We start from the raw sequence: 18,878 nt of genomic DNA, 5'->3' as shown, positions 1-18,878 counted from the left end.
GGGAACTAAAGACCTGCTATCAATTAATCACTAAAAAAACTTATTAGCTATTTAATCTTACTAGTACTTAATAGCACCGTTAGCAGTTAATGACTTGTAACCCATCTTATCAAGCCATTCAGGCATAGTTAAGTTTGCCATAATATTCATATCTGTATCTGGTGTTAAAATTGAACCACCAGGAATGGAATCAACTGGCATTGAAACATAAGGAGCAACCGTAATTGCGTTACCGATTTGCCCTGGTTCCATCATTGTGTGAGCAAAGCCGATCCATGAACTCTTGAATGAAGTATTAGCATCTTGACCACATTCTGCAATTGACTTAGCGATTGCCTTCCGACGACCCTTAAGGTATTCAATTAGTTCGTCTTCGTTAGGAGTTTCCCAAACACCAGCATCTTCAATAAACATACTGGAGTCCTTTGAAGGATCCTTAGCAAAGGAAAGAGCAATTGCTGACCATACACCATAACCTTGACCAGGCTTCATATCAGAATCATTCATTGGACGTTCAGCAGTGACACCCTTGTTAGCACAAACAATGAATGAACCTGGAGCTGGATAGTGACGACGTTCGTCATTAGTACCAAAGTATTCAACTAAGGCATCTTGTAATGGCTTAGCATCGTAAATAGGTAATTCACTACCATCCCATTGCTTTTCAGTAAATAATGGCTTAGCAGTATCAACTTCTGGGTTTCTCAAAATATCGTAACCAATACAATGGCCTTGAGGACCAGTGAATGATGAAGCAGTAGTCATATTAATTTGACCAATGTAAGCGTTCTTTGTTTCGGCACGGTCATATGAAACGATTCCATCTAGAACATCGTCATCAGTTTTGTCACGTACACCAGCATCAACTTTCAAACCAGTTACATAACCATTACCAATGTTACCCGGTTCCATGTAACCACGACTCCATTGCTTATATGGACTAATAGCAATTCGGTCAACACCAAGTTTATTAAGTTTCGTATCTAATTCGGACATAATTAGACCTCCATTAATTAAAAAGCAAAAATTACAAAACAATAGCAATGAACGAAAGCGCTTCCTATTCCTTACAATTTTCATTATATATATATAATATATATATGTCAATAGGAAACGCCAAATTTGTTAAAAAATTACAATTTTAAAAATAATTAGTTTATTTTTGTAAAGAAAAAAGGTACCAAAGAATACTCTTTGATACCGTTTACAGCCATATTATTGTTTTTTAGCACACAAGTTCACATTTTCAGGGGTTAGTGAAGCAAGGCATAGATCCCATAAATAGCTACTACTACGATAACTATTGCAAAGATCCATTCACCTTTCGTAAAGATCTTCTTACCGTGTTGATGACGAGCCCAAACATATAGTGGAATACCAACTGCATAGAAGATAAATGAAATCAACGTATATTTAATATTAGCAGAATAGGCCATAAAGATGATGTATAGGAATGCAAGGATCCCAATAATCATTCCTGAACTCCGGTGGTGTTTTGTATTTGTAGGGAAGTCACCGTGTTCTTTCCGACTAATCTTAATTAAGTACATTGAAGATAAAAGATATGGCGGAACAGTCATAACCCCAACAATAGTCAAAAGCATTTGATATGCACTTTCATCAAAGTGAGCGATCAAAATAATAATTTCAATCAAAACAGTGGCAACAATAATTGAGAATATCGGTTCCCCAGTTTTAGAAACTTTAGCAAAAGCCCGTGGGAAAGAACCATCTTCTGCTGCAGCATGTTGTGGCAATTCAGCTAACATTTGGATCCAAGAAATCCAGCTTGAGAACACTGCAACTAGTAATGCAATCGCAATTACGTCACGACCAATATTATTATGCCAAACGTTAGTTAAAATATATGCCGTTGAAGGTGAGGTCATCTTAGCTAATTGACCGTATGAGTATGCACCTAACGAAAGCATACCAACAAGAGCGTACATAACCAAACAAATGACAAAACCAATAACCGTAGCGGGCGCAACCTGCTTTACATTTCTGGCTTTACCAGACATAACAACGGCACCTTCAATACCTCCGAAGAGCCATAGAGTAACCATCATTGTGTTCATTAATTGGTGCATAACACTACCCATTGGCTTATCACTTACAGATGGGACTGCATGCGTACCACTCATGTTAGTTGTAAATGTATGAAGATTAAAGTGAAATAGCACTGAAACAAGGAAAACAACAACAACAGCTAACATAATTGCAGTAGCGATTTTTTGAACACCACTTGAAACTTGAACCCCACGAAGAACCAAGGCAGTTATTGCCCAGGTAATAATTGAAGCACCAATAACTGATGGCCAATTATTTCCACCAGTAAACGTTCCTGGGAAGAAGTAATCAAGAGTGCTCATAACTAAAACAGCATAAGCAGCATTAGCAGCACATTCACAAACAAAGTATGCCCATGCACTAAAGAATCCAGTAAAGGAACCAAACCCAACTTGAGCATATTTATAAAGTCCGGCAGTTAAATCTGGCTTGACATCACTCAAAATAACAAACATTTCAGCAATGAACCAAATACCAATACCAGTTATAATCCAGGAGAGAAGTTGGGCCGTAACCCCAGCTTCCATCGACATGTTTTTTGGCAAGTCAAAGACTCCTGAACCGACCATTGCACTAACACAGAGTGCAACTAAACCAACAAGTCCCAGTTTCTCAGCCTGAGATTTATTTTCATCGGCCATTTTGTACACATCCCTCACATCGAATTTGTAAGGAATAGGAATATGCACAATGTTCAAATTCAATATATCACTTGCATACCAATTATTCAATAACAAAAATAATATGAATGTTTCGTTACCAAAGTGCATATTTTTTCTTAGTTATGTTTATTCAGAAAAAATTAATTAACTTTTTAAATAATTATGTTATACTTTATTTGATTCATATGGCGGTATTGGTGAAGTTTGGTTAACACACCGGTTTGTGGGTCCGGGACGCGTGGGTTCGAATCCCACATACCGCCCTCATAAAAAATAGCACGTTAGTATTTAATTAAATACTAACGTGCTATTTATATTTTAAATAAATTAATTTATTTTCTAACACAAAAAGCCTCTAGTATCCTAGGGAGTTTCGTATATTAAGTTAATTAATATCTCATTCTAATTGTTCTTTGCCTATGCCATCAATACTTCTGCAACTAATAGTCCGCCACCGAAGACGAGGACAAAGACAACGACTGGCCAAACGAAGCGTACCCAGTGTGAATACTTCATGTCAAGCATTTGTAGGGTAGCCATAACTAATCCGGTTGGTGCCAAGAAGAGCATTGCGTATTGACCAAATTGGTAAGCCGTAACAACGATATACCGTGGAATATGAACGGTATCAGCCAACGGTGCCAAGATTGGCATAGCAAGAACTGCCAAACCAGATGAAGATGGCACAATAAAGCCAAGTACAAAGAAGATCAGCATCATTACAATGATGAAGAATGAACCACTCATGTGAGAAACAACCTTAGATGATGCATACAGAATGGTATCTGAAATGTAACCATCGCTCAAAATCATATTGATTCCCCGAGCCAATCCAATAATCAGGGAAACACCAACCAAGCTGGCAGCACCATCAGAAAAGGCAGTCGTGGTCTTGTATTCACCTAAGCCATCCTTCTTACCAAAGCAGGTTAAGAACATAATGATTACCGCAATTGTTAAGAATGAAGCGGCCATGTTAGGGAATGCCCAGTTCTTTGCCATAACACCCCAGATCATAATTGGGAACGCGCAGGCAAAGAGGATTAAGATAATCTTCTTTTTAAGGGTGAATGTCCGGTCATGTTCTTCTGTAGAATCCATTGACCACATCTTGTCGAATTTCTCCTTATCTTCATAGGAGTACGAGAAACTCGGGTCTTTTTGAACTTTCCGTGCATACCAGTGAAGATAAAGCAGTAAACAAATTACCGCTACCGTGAAACCGATAATCCGGCCCATCATCCCTTGAGTAAATTGGGTACCGGCAGCATTAGAAGCAATAACAACAGAGAATGGGTTAATAATCGAGAATGTTGTCCCAATTGAACTAGCTAGGAAGATCGCCCCAACGGTAACGATTGAATCGTAACCCATGGCGATGAAGACCGGTGCCAAAATTGGATAGAAAGCCACCGCTTCTTCTTCGATCCCACAAAGGGTGCCACCAAAGGCCAACAGCACGGCAACCATGAAGACTAAGATAAATTCTTTTCCCTTAGACTTCTTGGTTAACGCCGACAGCCCAGATTCAAAGGCCCCACTAGCTTTTACGACCCCAATTAATCCACCAAGGACGAAAATGAAGATCATAATATCAACGGCCTGCATCGTCCCGTTAACCATACTGGTGAAAATTGAGTAAATACTCATCGGGTGCTGCTTAAGTCGCTTGTAAGTTCCCGGAACCGAAACCGGCTTACTAATTGCACCAGACTTAAATTGATCAACATCGATCTTAACGTGTAACTTATCCAATGTCGCTTGAGTAGCCGGATAAATTGTCTTTTTCCCACTTGGCGCAGTCACCTGAAGATGGTCATGACTGTAAGCTAGCTTTGAATAGCTCCCAGCAGGAATGAACCATGTTAAGAAAACAGAAATAACTGTTAAGAAGAATAGGATGGTAAATGCACCAGGCATTTTTAATTTCCACTTCTTCTTTGGTTTAACTGAAGCATCCATAACCTTACCCCTCACTAAAAAATAATTGCTTTACCATTTTACTAGCCACATAAATCTAATTGTGGACAAGTGTATAATGATAATTGATTGGGCTAATTACGAATTAACAAATTAACCTCTTACGTTTATTAGTTTAGTAAGCGCTTACGTAAATATTCAAAAATAATCACGTTTCATCAAAAATATAATTAAGGAGTTCACATGTTACGGAATCTCAATTTCCTCCGTTATCGTAAATACCAACGAATTATTATTGTTGCAATTCTCGTTGCCCTGGCATCACAGATTGAGGTAAGTGCCTTTGTCCCGGGAAATACGATCGCCCTCTCGGCATTTATTCTGCCTGTTTTCTTGTATTTCAATCAGGATCTCAATCCTTTCCAAATTGGCTTAGCAATCGCCATTGCTTCTCCCGTTTTTCGGGGATTCGTTTTATTAGCTACCCAGGGGGCAACCGCAGCTCTTGTCGTGACCTATATCATCGCTGATATTATCTTTTTCGTTTGCTATACGCTCCTCTATTATCTCCTGTATTGGTTACGGACCTTCCAGAATAATATTGCCTTTTTCTTTACAATTATTATCTGTGATTACTTTGCGAACCTTGCTGAGCTCTCTTTTCTAAATCACTTTCAGCCGTTCTCCCGGTGGATTTTACAAGGGGTCTTAATCCTTGCCCTCACCAGATCCGCAGTTGCCTTTGCCCTCTCTTTCATCCTTCATTATTGCCAACTCCTTACGGTCAGCAGCGAAAGTCACGAACGCCAATACTACCACTTCATCTGGGTCGCTTCGGTCGTTAAAAGTGAAGTCTACTTTATGAAGAAAACAATTAATGAAATTGAACAAGTAACGAAGAATGCCTACCAGTTAAACGAACGCCTTGGCGCTGAACACCGTCCCCAAGAACAAAAGATGGCCTACCAGATTGCCCAAAACGTTCATGAAATCAAACATTCCTACCAAAATGTCATTAAGGGTCTCGGTGATTATTTTGACGACCGAAATAACGAACCAATGCCAATGAAGGATATCCTCAAGATCGTTACTAATTATTCTCAAATGATTATTCGAGAAAAGAAAGCCCATATTAACTTGGTCGTCCAGAATCATACTGATATTACGGTTCCTCAACATTATTATCTAGTAACGATCCTTTCCAATCTAATTCTTAACGGGATCGATGCCATTGGTAACCAACATAACGGCGAAATCTTAATCCAGGTTAAGGACAATCAAGATTGGGTCTTCCTTTCCATAACGGATAACGGTAGTGGCATCCCGGATAACCTTCTTCCCTTAATCTTCAAATCTGGTTTTTCAACTAAATTTGATGCTTCTGGTGATATTTACCGAGGAATTGGTCTTTCTAATGTTCAGACAATTGTTCAAGATGAATTTGGTGGCCAAATCACTGTCGACTCAACGCCAAAAGTGGGGACAACCTTCTTTGTTAAACTTAATCGACAAAAATTGACTGCGAAAGGAGAATAAGGTAATGAAATACTATATTGTTGATGATGATCAATCGATCCTCTATGTTTTACAGAACATTATTGAACAAAACTTTAATGATGAGGTTGTTGGAATGAACGATCATTCACCTGCAGCGTTAAAAGATCTCCTGGTTCGTGACGTAGACATTGTTTTAGTCGATCTTCTCATGCCTGAATTATCTGGCATCGAACTCGTTAAGCAAGTTAAAAAGGTTAAACCAAACACCCGCTTTGTAATGATCTCTAAGGTCCAAGATAGTGAGATGCGTGCCAAAGCCTATCAAGCCGGGATCGAATTTTTTATTAATAAGCCGATCAACCTCATTGAAGTTAAGGCGGTTTTAGAAAAAGTCGAGCAAAGCTTAACGATGGCTTCCCAACTCTCTTCAATTTCCCAGATGATCCATAGTTTTAACCAGCAAACTAACCCTCCCCAAAGTGCACCGCAAGGAGATCAAGCAAGTGCAACATTAAAGTATCTGGGGATGACTTCAGAAAAAGGAACTACCGATATTCTTCAAATCATTCCGCTAATGAAAAGTCAAAGTACTAACTACCGGGACCTGGATTTAAATGCTCTTTTGGATCTCAGCGAACACGAAAGAAAAGTCATTGAGCAACGAATTCGCCGGGCAATTAAGGTTGGCTTAGCAAATACCGCAAACCGTTTAATTGATAATCCCTATGATGAACAACTTTCTGATCTCGCAAACCTCCTTTTCGGCTACGAAAACGTCCACGCGGAAATGCTTTGCCGCCAAGGTAAGCAAAAATCAGGTGGGAGAATTACAATCCAGCGTTTTATTGACGGGTTAGCTGATCTTACTGGAACGAAAAAATAAAAGCTAGAAATTAATCTTCTCAGGAGCTTTTAAGGCTGGCAAGAAAGTTAATTCCTAGCTTTTTTATTAATCATATTGGTGCATATATTTCGAAAGACGCTTAAGTCCTTCCTTAAGGGTTGTTTCTGGGGCACAGTAACCAAGACGAACATGTTTTGGAGTATCAAAGGCATCCCCTGGCACTAGCAAAACTCCTTCATCTTTCAACAAGTTTTCGCAGAAGGTATGAATATCAACTGGAACATCTAGTTTAGGGAATGAGGTTGAAACTGCCTGGGGCATCACAACTGACGCCCGATCTTCATGTTCAATCCAATCTTGGTAAATCTTTAAGTTACCGAGGACCAGTTTTCTATTCCGTGCCAACACCTGGTCACGGTGACGAAGGACATAGGTTGCAAGCAGGTCATTAAAGACACCCCCACAGATCATTGTGTAATCACGGAACTTCCGAAAAAGCTCTGCCAATTCACTATTCGTTGCGGTCCAGCCGATCCGGACACCAGGAACTGAATATGTCTTTGAAAGGGAGTTAGTAGCAATCCCCTTATCATATAAATCAATGATTGAAGTGAACTTTGTCGGGTCATCCAGTGGGAGGTAAACTTCATCTACTAATACATAAGCACCCACTGACTTAGCAATTTCGACAACTTGTTTCAAAAATGCCTCATCTAAGACTGTCCCGGTCGGGTTATTTGCATTATTTAAACAGATCATCTTAGTATCAGGACGAATTAACTTTTTCAGTTCTTCAATATCTGGATACCAATTATCTTCTTCGTGAATATGCCAGAAGTCCACGTCAGCTCCTAATGACTTTGGAATGTCATAGAGTTGTTGGTATGATGGATATTCTGCAATCACGTGGTCACCAGCTTGAATCAAACTATAAAGAGCCAAAATATTTGCCCCAGTAGCACCGTTCGTTTGTAAAATATTATCTGGTTCGACATGTTGATACAACTTTGCAACTTCCTGCTTAAATTCAGGCGATCCTTCAATCCACCCATAGTTCATCTTTTGTTGATCTAACATTTCATAAAATTCATGACCATTATTACCGTCAAGATTTAGTACTTCATGCATCGTTAATGAAGCAATTGTACTCTGTGAAATATCATAAGTGGCACTCTTTTCCCACCTATTTAACCACGCTTCTACACCAAATGGGGCGATTTCAACCATAACTCCTAGCCTCCTAATTATTAATTGCAATTGTTCCGTTCCCAATTAACACTAATGAAACGATGGCAAAGATAACGATTAAAATCATCACAACCTTTTCCTTTACGGTAACAACATGTTTGAATTCTTTACATGCTTGTAGGTAGAAAATAAAACCTGGAATAAAGCCAACGGAGACAACCATTACTTGCTTCCACCCCGAAAGGATCATTGCCATCAATTCAAATAGGGTAGTGATTAACCCAATAATAAACTGACCCCATTCATGATTCTGACCACTGTATTCCATTTGGTAAATTCCAACTAAGAAGTAACAAATCAAAATTGCGGCCGTACATAATGTGTATGCAAAATTATACGCATAATTTGTGAATAATAACGTGAATAGGAAGATCGATTGAAGAACTCCAGTAATAATTAATGCCCGTGTAGGAGCCTTCTTTTTATTCAGTTTTCCCCATGAAGTTGGTAACGTTTGGTCATCTGCCATTAACATCAATGATTCTGCCGGCAACATCGTCCATGATAACCATGAAACTAGTACCGAGATGATTAAACCAATACTAATTAAGGCAGCACCCCAACTTCCGACTAAGTGTTGCATGATGGCCCCTAATGCGGGTTGTCCACCAGCTGCTAATTGTGCCCGTGTCATTACACCATAAGGAAGGATTGAGACAATCACGTAAATTGTTAATAGACTAGCAAGGCCAAGGATTGAAGCATGTTCAGCATCTTTCCGTGTTTGAGCACGACTTGAAAGAACGGATGCACCTTCAACCCCAACAAAGAGCCACATCATTACAATGATTGAAGAACGAACTTGATCAAACAATGATGTTTGCTTTAAACCATGAACATTTTGGGCAACGTTTCCCCAGAAATCCGCCGTAAACATTTTCGCTTTAAAAGCAATGATTACACAAATTATAAAGACAATTAACGGAATAATTTTGCATATTGTTCCAATTGAATTTATAAAAGCTGCCGATTCAATCCCACGGTTAACTAAAAATGTCAGAACCCACGTTAGAATAATTGCTACAATGATTGATACTAAGTTCTGCCCATTTTCAAAGACTTTCGGGAAAAAGGTCCCTAGTGCGCTCATCGTAATCGTCGCAAATGCAATATTTCCTAGCCATGCAGATAACCAATAGGCCCAACCAGAAACAAATTCCCCTAAAGGACCAAATGCGGCACCAGCATAACTAAAAATTCCTGAATTAAGGTCAGGACGTTTTTGGGAAAGATTATTTAACGATAGCACCAGGGTTAAAACACCTATTCCTACAATAATCCATGCCAAAATTGCTGGACCTGGTGCAGCCGCTGTTGCTAAGTCACTTGTAATTCCAAAAACTCCTGAACCAATCGTCGAACCAACAATCAATAATGTCAATTCGATGGTATTAATTCCTTTTTTCTCACCCATTAGCCTCAACTCCTATCTTACCCTCAAGTAGCTTTATCTTTTATTCAATAAAATGAATATTTATTAATTGGCGGTAATTATAACAGGGTAAATGAGGAGATTCAAATAAAATTTTAATTTTTTATTAAATGCATTACGAAAGAGCGTCTTCCAACTGTTTGAAGACGCTCTTAAGTTTTTATTCAATTATTAAGTTTAGCTCGCCAGGAACTTGCTAGAGCGCTAACAGTTCCTACTGCAACCGAATCAAGATCTGCTCACCCTAACTTTCCTCGAGCTAACATTCTACTTCAACACAGTCGAAACGTGCTTCGCCTGAGTTTCCTAGAGCTAGCAACCTCCTTCCTAGGCGCAAGTCGCCTTCGTCAGGAGAAATTGCTAGCCTTCCGGAAACTCTTTGGGGCGAAGGCGAAGACACTCTACTTATCATATTCCTCTATCTTAAACTCATGATCGGTTAGGGTGGCGGTGGTGAGACTGCCGTTCTTTGGGCGAACGGTTACGTCATATTTACCTTCACCGAAGCGTTCCACAAGGCTCAGTAAAGTATTACCATGACTTACCCAAAGAACATTAGCATCTTCAGGGAGATCGGCATGTCGGATCATTTCGATCCCCTTATTCATCCGTTCCCAGTATTCGTGATTGTTTTCTGCATCATGGAATGGATCGGCTTCCTTCAACCAATCCTTAGCTTGACCAATCGAGCTAGCAAGGACGATTTGCTTAAAGGTATTGTAGCCGTGAGGTGCACCCGCATTGTACCAAGCAAGATCCATATTTGTTCCTTCATATGAACCATAGAATTCTTCCCGGAAATAAGGGGCAGTGACTGGTTCACGAACGGAGTCTGCCTGATTCAAATCAAGTATTTCTTGAATAGTTTCCATTGCCCGCGTCGTATCACTACAAAAGGCAGCATCAAAGTGAATGCTTTTAAGCCGTTCACCCGCATTTTTAGCGTCTTGCTTCCCTTTTTCTGTTAATGGAGAATTACTCCATCCCTGAAGCTTATTGTAAATGTTGTAATATGTTTGACCATGTCGTACTAAATAAATATTCAATTTTGTCATGACTCATCCTCCGTTCTCCTGTGATTCTTCTTCATTATAGCGCTCCCATTATTAATTTAGAAGCAAGACAGGTCTTTGAACTTGCTTATCTTCCTCTTCATAACTTCTTCATACTTTCCCCCTATTCTTAATACAAGAAAGAAGGAATTGACTAATGACATTAAAAGAAACTGCTTCTCAACCAAATATTGTTGCGGCTAAGATTATTGCCATCAGCAACAAAAAAGTTACAGTAGTTACCGAAGAAGGTCATCTATTAATGATTCCCTTAACTAAAGAGTACCGTCAAGATAAAACAATGCTCGAATCATTGAAAGATATCCTTCGTGCCGGTATTTGGATTCCTGTAAACAAAAAATTACGGAAACTCTTTAGCTATGACTGGCTAACTGGACCAGTGCCCGTTCCAGCTAAAGTAAATAATTAAATTTTGACAACAATCCTCCTTATACCGATGTTTCTTCGCTAATCTATGGTAGAATGGCTGTTGATTTGCTAGTTTTGCTAGCACTAAACAACTATTAAATCTCGATTGCGAGGAACATTCCTAATGAAAAAACTAAGCAAATTTGTGGACACTAGGATTGGGTTCTTCACCCTTCTAGTAGTCCTTTTTTGGTTAAAGACATTATTTGCTTACTTTACGGACTTCAAATTAGGGGCAGAGGGGATTTTTCAATACCTTATTCTGTTAATTAACCCGATACCAATTACCGCATTAATTTACAGCATTGCATTTTATTTTAAACGTGCTCGCTTCTTCTACCCGGTTTTAATGGGGTTAGACATTGCCAACACGTTATTGCTGTACCTAAACGTCATTTATTATCGTGAATTTACGGATTTTATGACGATTGCCACAATGACTGGTTATTCAAAAGTTAATCAAGGCTTAAGTGGCAGCTCGTTAGCTTTAACAAACGTTCACGATCTTTTTTATTGGCTTGATATTGTTATCATTCTCATCCTGATGTTGATGCGGAAGATTCATTTTGATCCACGTGCCGTTAGTAGTAAATTAGCGTTTGCGTTCACTTCAATGTCATTAACCCTCTTTGGTGTAAACTTATCGTTTGCGGAAATGAGTCGCCCACAATTACTTACCCGGACCTTTGACAGAACCTACATTGTTAAGTACCTAGGGATCGATGCCTTTACCGGATATGATGTCGTTAAATCACAGCATATTAGTAAAATGCGGCAAAGTGCTACTAAATCAGAACTATTGAAGGTTAAAAAGTTCACTGATAAGCATTATGCCGCACCCAATCCCAAAATGTACGGAATCGCTAAGGGACGGAACGTTATTGTTATCCACCTAGAAAGTTTCCAACAGTTCTTGATTGATAAAAAAGTAAACGGTCAAGAAGTTACGCCATTCTTAAACTCCTTATATCATGGGAAAGATACCTATGCGTTTGATAACTTCTTCCACCAGGTTGGTCAAGGGAAAACGAGTGATGCCGAAAACATGCTGGAAACCAGTACATTTGGTCTTCCTCAAGGCTCACTTTTTGCAACCCTTGGGAGTGATAATACCTTCCAAGGTGCTCCAGCAATCCTTAATCAACGTGCTGGATATACTAGTGCCGTTTTCCATGGAAATGTTGCTAGTTTCTGGAACCGAAATAACGTTTATAAGAATTTAGGATACCAATACTTCTTCGACGCTAGTTACTTCGATACTTCTGGCGATAAAGCTACGGGATATGGTCTTAAAGATAAGTTGCTCTTCAAGAATTCTATTAATTATCTCCAGAATTTACAGCAACCGTTCTACACTAAGTTTATTACCGTTACTAACCACTTCCCGTATAGCCTAGATGACGAAGATAAAGATCCAAATTTCCAAACAACTAACACGGGAAATACCACTGTTGATAACTACTTTGTAACGGCCCACTACTTAGACCAGTCACTTGCCGAATTTTTTGCCTACTTGCAAAAAACTGGTTTAGATAAAAACTCAGTCGTTATGATTTACGGGGATCACTACGGAATTTCAAATTCAGAAAATAAGGCTTTAGCAACCGCTCTTGACCGGAATCCTGATGATTGGACCGACTATGATAATGCCCAGCTTCAACGGGTTCCACTAATGTTTGTCATCCCCGGCTCTGGTGGTCACGGTGGAATTTACCATCAATATGGTGGAGAAGTCGATGTTTTACCAACGCTCCTGCACCTTCTCGGGATTAGCACTAAACGATACATTCAGTTTGGTACGGATCTCTTTTCTAGCCAGCACAGTCAAGTAGTTGCTTTCCGGAACCGCGATTTTGTAACCCCACATTTTTCTAGTATTAGTGGGACAGTTTACAACAACAAGACCGGAAAAATTGCTGAATTAACAGCAAAGCAGAAGAAACGGTTAAAGAAGGATCAGAAGCTTGTAAATACAGAACTTTCGCTTTCTGATTCTCTAAACGAAAAGAACCTGCTTCGCTTCTATCATCCAAAGGGCTTTAAGAAAGTCAATCCAGCCGATTATAACTACTCAAATGGTTTGAAACGAGAAAAACGGATTGAAAAGAAGCTGGGTAATAAATCAACTAGTATCTTCTCAAAGAATGGTAATCGTTCTACAGTTGATGATTACTCAACTGATGCTCCAGAACAAAACCACTCTTCAACTGATTCCAACCGAATTAAGATTACTAATCCAGATGCAAATAATAAGTAAACTAAAAAGCATTTAACGTCCCTGGTTAATCAGAAATGTTAAATGCTTTTTTGGTGTGTTGATTGAGTGTCTTTAGAAAGATTGATCTAAGGCAGCATGGTCGAAATGTGCTCGACCTAAACTCCCTCGAGCTAACGACCTCCCCCTCCGACGACAAGTTCGTCGTTCGGCGGAGAAATCGTTAGCCACCGGGAGTTTTTCACGGTCTCGCACTCTTAACTAGTTCCACATTCTTTGCCAAAGATTACCGCGATTGATGGTTTCGGCGCTACGGAGTGGGATAGTAATTGGCTTATTATTGACAGTTCTGATATCAGAGCCGGTAACAATAATATTTCCAAGTCGTTCACCCTTCTTAACTGGGGCATTTAATCTCGCTTTATGGTTAGTTAAATGCTTATAATAATACGGCTTGATCGTAAACCGCGCAGTCTTTTGCATCTGCCAAACGCTAAACGAGTATGGTTCGACTGTTAACATTCGTTTAGTACCATTAGTAACCCGCTTTTGTGATTGTTTCTTATTGAGGGTTAGTACTTGCTGGTGCGCATTTTGAATAAAGTACTGGTATAAACGTTGGGTTTGGGTGAAACGAGCATCCTTATCTTTTCCGTTCGCATGAAGAACAACCGTAATCAACCTATGTCCCTGATAAGTTCCTGTACTGACAAAGCAAGCGCCAGCAGCATCAGAAGTTCCTGTCTTGAGTCCATCAATTTGAACCCCATCAACAGTGTACTTACCGCCAGGAAGCATCTTATTGAGGTTCTCCACCTCTTTGACCTTCCCCTTAGCAATTGTAAATTGTGCCTTTGGTTGACTAGTAACTTTAAGAACACTTGGGTAGTGTTTAACAAGATATTGTGATAATAAGGCAACATCACGGGCAGTCATGGCATTTTCAGCATTGCTACTGATCCCTTTTTGCTTTAGCCCCTTCAGGTCACCATTCTTTAGCCCAACAGGATTTACAATTGTGGCATCTGTAATCCCAATTTGGTGAGCTTTCGTCTGCATTTTAGCGTTAAATTGCTTAATCGTGCTTCCATCGGCTGTCGCTAAGGCTAGGGCAGCTCCATCAGCAGATTTAATCAGTGTCGCGTTAAAAAGTTCCTGAACCGTATACGATTGACCTGCTTGCAACCCAATTGCCGAATAGTTAGCATCATTAGAAACGTCAGCAATCTTTTTATCAACCTTCACCTTAGTGTTCCATGTTAATTGATGGTTGTTAATCTCATCCTCAATCACGCTCGCTGCTAGCAACTTACTAATTGACGCAATTGGCAACTTTTCTTCACTATTTTGCTGGTAAATAATTTGACCTGTATCAGCATCAATCATAATTGCTGACCGCGCATCAATTTGATCAGCAGATACTGTCTGGGGTTTAAATACCATACAGCAAAACATTAAAAATAATGCCGAAAGAAAAGTAATAACCTTTTTCATTTTTTCTTCTCCAATCAGCTAGCCTTATCCAACAATTTCAACCTTAGTTCCCACCGGTAAATTTTCTTCCATCCATCGAGCATCTGCGACAGATAAACGAATACAGCCGTGTGAACCTGTTGATTTTCCTAGTTTGGCAGCTTCTTTTTTATTATATGAACCATCAGCATTTGTTGGCACACTATGGAACAAGTATTCACCATGGTTCAACCATGAAGTATAGTAATTAGCGCCTTCCTTTAACTTAGCGTTATAAAAACTATCTCCCCGTTCCTGTTGAACATAAAAAGTTCCGGTTGGCGTCATGCTCTTCATCTTGCCAGTCTTTGAATCCTTTTTATAAATACCTCCAGTAGAATACATCGTGTAGATCACATGGTCACCATCGTAAAGGTAAGTCCGATTTGCTTTTAAATCGACCTTAATCCAAAAATGTTTAACCTTACTTAAATCAGGGTACTCCTTAGTTTCTGAAGACTTTTGCCAATCAATCGGCGTCCGCATTTCACTCTTGGAAGATGTGGTAGCCTGCTTTGGGGCAACCTTTTTTGTCATGGTAGTTGCCGCCGATTTTTCCTGATCATTCGCACTTGTTTTTAAGCTCGAGTGAACACCAATAAACGCAATAATTAGGCAGAACAACGCATAAATAACGTATCTACTTTTTTTCATTGATTTTAACTTTCCCCTTTTAAATCCAACTATCAATAAAATCATTTCTATTATATTATAGACTATTGGATAATCAATTATATTTTGAGAGGTAACCAGATGCGTCTAGATTTAAAAATATCTTATTTAACTGCGATTTTCTTTTTTATCGTTACGGTAATTTGCGCTAACTTAATTTAACAAGAGAGGCATTTTCATGCAAAGTACTAAAAATCTCTTTAATAAGGTTTGGACTTATACTATTTCGCATAAGTGGTCCAAAGATATTCTCCGCGGAAATGTTCTTTATATTTTTCTCGTGATTATCTATGACCTATTTCATTTCCAGTTAGCCATCATTTCATGGGGAATTTTCTTTAAATTTTGGATTCTCCTGAACATCTGTTATCTTTTTAAATTATTTTTACAAAAATAAGGAAGAGATATGAAAGAAAGTTACCAAACGACTTTCCCTCATATCTCTATTTTTAATTATCTTTTTTGGGTGTTTGAATCTTCATTGATGAACTATGCGTTGCAAGGCGCTTCTCTGGATAAAGTTTCTTAGCTAGTGCTGTAATTGCTATTGGTGCTTCACCAAATGCCGTCGCAATTAAGGCAGTCTTGCCGGGATAAGTTACCCCATCCCCAATTGCATATACTCCATCAATATCAGTTTGCATCGTTGAGTCGACCTTGATCAAATGATGCTCTGCCGCCAAATCTAATGACCATTGATCAAGTGCAGCATTATTCGACGTAAATCCATAGTTCACAACTAACCGATCGACGTTCAATTCCGTCACCTCGTCACTCCGCATCCGCTTTAGTTTCAAGGTAACGGATTGATCACTTTCTACTTGAAGCTCTTTAGGTAGAAACGGTATAACCAAGTTAACGCTTGATTTTTTCAGAAGAGAAACCGAGTGTTCCATTCCCCGGAACTGATCTCGACGGTGAATCAATGAAACTTGTTTTGCAACCGGTTCAAGCATCAATGCAATATCAATGGCTGAGTTACCGCCACCTAAAACTGCTACCCGTTTGTCAGCAAAGTCATCCCGATGAGTGACAAAATAATGGAGTTGTTGTCCTTCGAGGTCTTCTGCTCCTTCAAGTGCTAATTTACGTGGCTTAAATGCCCCATTTCCCAATGCAATTACGATTGCCCGGGAGTGTGAAACACGGTTAGCACTCTTAATAGTAAAGGTTCCATCCGCTTCCTTTACAACTTCTTCAACCGTTTCGCCTGTAAATTGATCAATTGGTGCCACAGCAATTTGTTTTTGTAATCGCTCCACCAATTCACGACCTGTGACACCAGGAAGTCCGGCAACATCCCAAATCTGCTTCTCTGGGTAAAGAGCATTAACCTGACCACCAAGCTGCGGTAAGCTCTCGATTAACTGGGCATCCAGTTCGTGCAATCCACAGTAAAAGGCCGCAAACATCCCTGCAGGACCGCCACCAATAATTGTAATATCATACATTTTTGCCATTACGACGGCTCCTCTCTTTTTCTTTTCTCACTATTGTAATTGATTTTAGACAAAATTAAAATTGCGGTGCACTTATCATTTAGCTATTATTAACATAATTACTGAATAAATGGAGGAAACTACCATGGCCACCAAGAAGATGATTTTGGATCTTGATACCGGTGTTGACGATGCACTCGCACTTGCATATGCCATTGCAGATCCAGCAGTTGATCTAATCGGAGTTGTTGCTTCTTACGGTAATAACTTACTAGAACAAACCGCCAAAAACTCGTTACAACTCCTCGAATTGCTTGGACAAAATATTCCTGTATTTAAGGGCCTTGAACACTCAAGTACTAGCGATCATTTTAACGTAATGCAAGTTAGCAAAGAAATCCACGGTAATAACGGGATCGGTAATATTTCTCTTCCAGAACCAACCCATAAAATTCAAACACAAGATGGTGTTGACTTTATCATCGAAGCAGCACACCAATACGGTAAGAATTTAATCATTGTTCCAACTGGTCCATTAACCAACCTTGCCGCTGCATTACACAAGGATCCCCAAATTAGCCACTTGATTGGTAACGTTACTTTAATGGGTGGGGCACTTACGGTTGAAGGAAATGTTAGTGACGTTGCTGAAGCAAATATTAATCAAGACGCTGAAGCTGCTAATGAAGTCTTCACCAGTTCACTTCCAATTACAATGGTGGGGCTTGACGTTACTCTCCGGACGCTGCTCACAAAAAAAGAAACAGCGAAGTGGCGCCAACTAGGAACTAAATCGGGGATTGCTTATGCTGACCTAACTGATTTTTACATTGATGCTTACTATAATCTCGGGATTGACAAACACGGTTGTGCTATTCATGATCCCCTTGCTGTCGGCGTTGCAATCGACCCAACATTTGTCACAACCCTTGCTTTACCGATGAAGGTAATCACTGAAGAACATAATTATGCTCGAACAATTGGGGATAAAATGAGGCTCAATACTTCTCATCCAAATGTCAATGTTGCAATCAACGTCGATAAAGAGCGGTTTGTTCCTAACTTCATGGAACACCTTACTGGCCTTTTAGCTAATCACTAAATTGGCTGTCGAATTAGTTATTTTTGTTGTATGATTAGAGTAAATATATGTCTGGGGTGCCCACTTGGCTGAGATTAGACCCATCGAACCTGTCTAGGTAATACTAGCGAAGGAAGCGCATTTTGAATGCTTAGTAAGTTTGGAGTCTATTAATAATAGATCAAAGGTGGGAAAAGTCACTACGCTTTTTCCACTTTTTTATTTTCCCCAAGAAAGGAAATTATTATGTTTCGTCAATTTCATTTAAAGGATATTATCCTCCTCGCGATTATTGGGATTATTTTCGGGGTAATCTATCTAGTAACGGGGATTATTTACAATGGCCTTACAATTGCACTAACTCCATTTGGTTACGGTCCAATGGCTAATGACATCACGTTAGGAATTTGGTGTATGGCCGGACCATTAGCTGGATTTATGCTCCGTCTTCCTGGTGCGTCATTTCTTGGCGAATTTCTTAGTGCTGTTGTCGAAATGCTTCTTGGAGATCAATGGGGCGTGACCACCCTACTTTCGGGACTGGTACAAGGAATTGGTACCGAGCTTGGATTTACCTTCACCCTTTACAAAATATACAATTGGGTGACACTTCTACTTACCGCAACTACTACGACAATTCTTACATTTGCCTGGGACTGGTTCCGTAATGGTTATAGCCACTTCCCATTCTCCATGTTAGTTGTAATATTAATCGTTCGTTGGCTATCGATGCTTTTCTTCACCGGCATCCTAGTTAAGTTAATCATCAACCTACTAAACCGTAGTCACGTTTTGGCGAGATAAA

At 39.5% G+C, this 18,878-nt stretch carries 15 protein-coding genes, 1 tRNA gene and 1 riboswitch; of the genes, 7 read left to right on the top strand and 9 right to left on the bottom strand.

The genetic code is table 11. The features are described 5' to 3' along the window. Positions 1-60 precede the first annotated feature (60 nt). A complete protein-coding gene (gene hdcA / locus NFR46_RS00520) occupies positions 61-996 on the bottom strand; it encodes a histidine decarboxylase, pyruvoyl type (RefSeq protein WP_251573898.1) in 936 nt (311 codons plus the stop codon). A 257-nt stretch (positions 997-1,253) separates the two neighbouring features. After that, positions 1,254-2,711, bottom strand: coding sequence for a histidine-histamine antiporter (gene hdcC / locus NFR46_RS00515; protein ID WP_251573897.1), 1,458 nt, complete (start codon positions 2,709-2,711; stop codon positions 1,254-1,256). A 209-nt stretch (positions 2,712-2,920) separates the two neighbouring features. On the opposite strand from hdcC, the gene NFR46_RS00510 reads away from it, so the two are divergent. Further along, positions 2,921-2,995 (top strand) — tRNA-His (locus NFR46_RS00510). 154 nt (positions 2,996-3,149) lie between these two features. On the opposite strand, the gene NFR46_RS00505 is transcribed toward NFR46_RS00510, so the two are convergent. Continuing rightward, a complete protein-coding gene (locus tag NFR46_RS00505; RefSeq protein ID WP_251573896.1) occupies positions 3,150-4,694 on the bottom strand; it encodes a YfcC family protein in 1,545 nt (514 codons plus the stop codon). 201 nt (positions 4,695-4,895) lie between these two features. Between NFR46_RS00505 and NFR46_RS00500 the strand changes: the two genes are divergently transcribed. Together NFR46_RS00500 and NFR46_RS00495 are read left to right on the top strand one after the other, a co-directional pair. Next, complete coding sequence (locus NFR46_RS00500) at positions 4,896-6,188, top strand: ATP-binding protein (RefSeq protein ID WP_251573895.1); 1,293 nt, start codon at positions 4,896-4,898, stop codon at positions 6,186-6,188. A gap of 4 nt (positions 6,189-6,192) precedes the next feature. Continuing rightward, positions 6,193-7,032 carry a response regulator gene (locus tag NFR46_RS00495; RefSeq protein WP_251573894.1) on the top strand — a complete coding sequence of 280 codons (840 nt, stop codon included), beginning with the start codon at positions 6,193-6,195 and terminating at the stop codon, positions 7,030-7,032. Between the two features lie 66 nt (positions 7,033-7,098). On the opposite strand, the gene NFR46_RS00490 is transcribed toward NFR46_RS00495, so the two are convergent. The 3 genes from NFR46_RS00490 to NFR46_RS00480 form a co-directional block, all read right to left on the bottom strand. Next, the gene (locus NFR46_RS00490) at positions 7,099-8,220 is read right to left on the bottom strand and encodes an aminotransferase (protein ID WP_251573893.1); all 1,122 of its coding nucleotides are present in this window, start codon (positions 8,218-8,220) and stop codon (positions 7,099-7,101) included. Positions 8,221-8,233: 13 nt separating this feature from the next. After that, positions 8,234-9,655: a basic amino acid/polyamine antiporter gene (locus NFR46_RS00485; protein ID WP_251573892.1), complete on the bottom strand. Its 1,422-nt coding sequence runs from the start codon at positions 9,653-9,655 to the stop codon at positions 8,234-8,236. 419 nt (positions 9,656-10,074) lie between these two features. Next, positions 10,075-10,728, bottom strand: a complete 654-nt coding sequence (locus NFR46_RS00480) for a histidine phosphatase family protein (protein ID WP_251573890.1) — start codon at positions 10,726-10,728, stop codon at positions 10,075-10,077. A gap of 154 nt (positions 10,729-10,882) precedes the next feature. Between NFR46_RS00480 and NFR46_RS00475 the strand changes: the two genes are divergently transcribed. Both NFR46_RS00475 and NFR46_RS00470 read left to right on the top strand, forming a co-directional pair. After that, complete coding sequence (locus tag NFR46_RS00475) at positions 10,883-11,155, top strand: hypothetical protein (RefSeq protein ID WP_191684152.1); 273 nt, start codon at positions 10,883-10,885, stop codon at positions 11,153-11,155. Between the two features lie 123 nt (positions 11,156-11,278). Continuing rightward, positions 11,279-13,411 carry an LTA synthase family protein gene (locus NFR46_RS00470; protein WP_251573889.1) on the top strand — a complete coding sequence of 711 codons (2,133 nt, stop codon included), beginning with the start codon at positions 11,279-11,281 and terminating at the stop codon, positions 13,409-13,411. Between the two features lie 219 nt (positions 13,412-13,630). Here NFR46_RS00470 and NFR46_RS00465 read toward each other — a convergent pair whose 3' ends face one another. From NFR46_RS00465 to NFR46_RS00455, 3 genes are all read right to left on the bottom strand, one after another. After that, on the bottom strand, positions 13,631-14,863 hold the full coding sequence (locus NFR46_RS00465) for a D-alanyl-D-alanine carboxypeptidase family protein (protein WP_251573888.1): 1,233 nt from the start codon (positions 14,861-14,863) through the stop codon (positions 13,631-13,633). A 24-nt stretch (positions 14,864-14,887) separates the two neighbouring features. Beyond that, entirely contained in the window at positions 14,888-15,418 is a 531-nt protein-coding gene (locus NFR46_RS00460; protein ID WP_420908571.1) for a L,D-transpeptidase, read from the bottom strand. A gap of 584 nt (positions 15,419-16,002) precedes the next feature. Continuing rightward, a complete protein-coding gene (locus NFR46_RS00455) occupies positions 16,003-17,013 on the bottom strand; it encodes an NAD(P)/FAD-dependent oxidoreductase (RefSeq protein ID WP_251573886.1) in 1,011 nt (336 codons plus the stop codon). 124 nt (positions 17,014-17,137) lie between these two features. Here NFR46_RS00455 and NFR46_RS00450 point away from each other — a divergent pair, with 124 nt between their 5' ends. Together NFR46_RS00450 and NFR46_RS00445 are read left to right on the top strand one after the other, a co-directional pair. After that, on the top strand, positions 17,138-18,094 hold the full coding sequence (locus NFR46_RS00450; RefSeq protein WP_251573885.1) for a nucleoside hydrolase: 957 nt from the start codon (positions 17,138-17,140) through the stop codon (positions 18,092-18,094). A gap of 42 nt (positions 18,095-18,136) precedes the next feature. Next, a riboswitch (TPP riboswitch) is annotated at positions 18,137-18,227 on the top strand. Positions 18,228-18,319: 92 nt separating this feature from the next. Beyond that, positions 18,320-18,877, top strand: coding sequence for an ECF transporter S component (locus tag NFR46_RS00445; protein ID WP_251573884.1), 558 nt, complete (start codon positions 18,320-18,322; stop codon positions 18,875-18,877). Position 18,878 lies beyond the last annotated feature (1 nt).

The organism is Limosilactobacillus agrestimuris, from assembly GCF_943193105.1.
Classification (GTDB): Bacteria; Bacillota; Bacilli; order Lactobacillales; family Lactobacillaceae; genus Limosilactobacillus; species Limosilactobacillus agrestimuris.
The sequence above is the reverse complement of the archived record's forward strand: the minus strand, read 5'-3'. Positions and strand labels throughout refer to the sequence as shown.

Excerpts from the sequence above, each read along its gene's own strand:
- NFR46_RS00490 (WP_251573893.1), bottom strand. The coding sequence starts at position 8,220 with ATGGTTGAAATCGCCCCATTTGGTGTAGAAGCGTGGTTAAATAGGTGG.
- hdcC (WP_251573897.1), bottom strand. The coding sequence starts at position 2,711 with ATGGCCGATGAAAATAAATCTCAGGCTGAGAAACTGGGACTTGTTGGT.
- NFR46_RS00465 (WP_251573888.1), bottom strand. The coding sequence starts at position 14,863 with ATGAAAAAGGTTATTACTTTTCTTTCGGCATTATTTTTAATGTTTTGC.
- NFR46_RS00495 (WP_251573894.1), top strand. The coding sequence starts at position 6,193 with ATGAAATACTATATTGTTGATGATGATCAATCGATCCTCTATGTTTTA.
- NFR46_RS00460 (WP_420908571.1), bottom strand. The coding sequence starts at position 15,418 with ATGACAAAAAAGGTTGCCCCAAAGCAGGCTACCACATCTTCCAAGAGT.
- NFR46_RS00450 (WP_251573885.1), top strand. The coding sequence starts at position 17,138 with ATGGCCACCAAGAAGATGATTTTGGATCTTGATACCGGTGTTGACGAT.
- NFR46_RS00500 (WP_251573895.1), top strand. The coding sequence starts at position 4,896 with ATGTTACGGAATCTCAATTTCCTCCGTTATCGTAAATACCAACGAATT.
- NFR46_RS00470 (WP_251573889.1), top strand. The coding sequence starts at position 11,279 with ATGAAAAAACTAAGCAAATTTGTGGACACTAGGATTGGGTTCTTCACC.
- NFR46_RS00475 (WP_191684152.1), top strand. The coding sequence starts at position 10,883 with ATGACATTAAAAGAAACTGCTTCTCAACCAAATATTGTTGCGGCTAAG.
- hdcA (WP_251573898.1), bottom strand. The coding sequence starts at position 996 with ATGTCCGAATTAGATACGAAACTTAATAAACTTGGTGTTGACCGAATT.
- NFR46_RS00445 (WP_251573884.1), top strand. The coding sequence starts at position 18,320 with ATGTTTCGTCAATTTCATTTAAAGGATATTATCCTCCTCGCGATTATT.
- NFR46_RS00480 (WP_251573890.1), bottom strand. The coding sequence starts at position 10,728 with ATGACAAAATTGAATATTTATTTAGTACGACATGGTCAAACATATTAC.
- NFR46_RS00485 (WP_251573892.1), bottom strand. The coding sequence starts at position 9,655 with ATGGGTGAGAAAAAAGGAATTAATACCATCGAATTGACATTATTGATT.
- NFR46_RS00455 (WP_251573886.1), bottom strand. The coding sequence starts at position 17,013 with ATGGCAAAAATGTATGATATTACAATTATTGGTGGCGGTCCTGCAGGG.
- NFR46_RS00505 (WP_251573896.1), bottom strand. The coding sequence starts at position 4,694 with ATGGATGCTTCAGTTAAACCAAAGAAGAAGTGGAAATTAAAAATGCCT.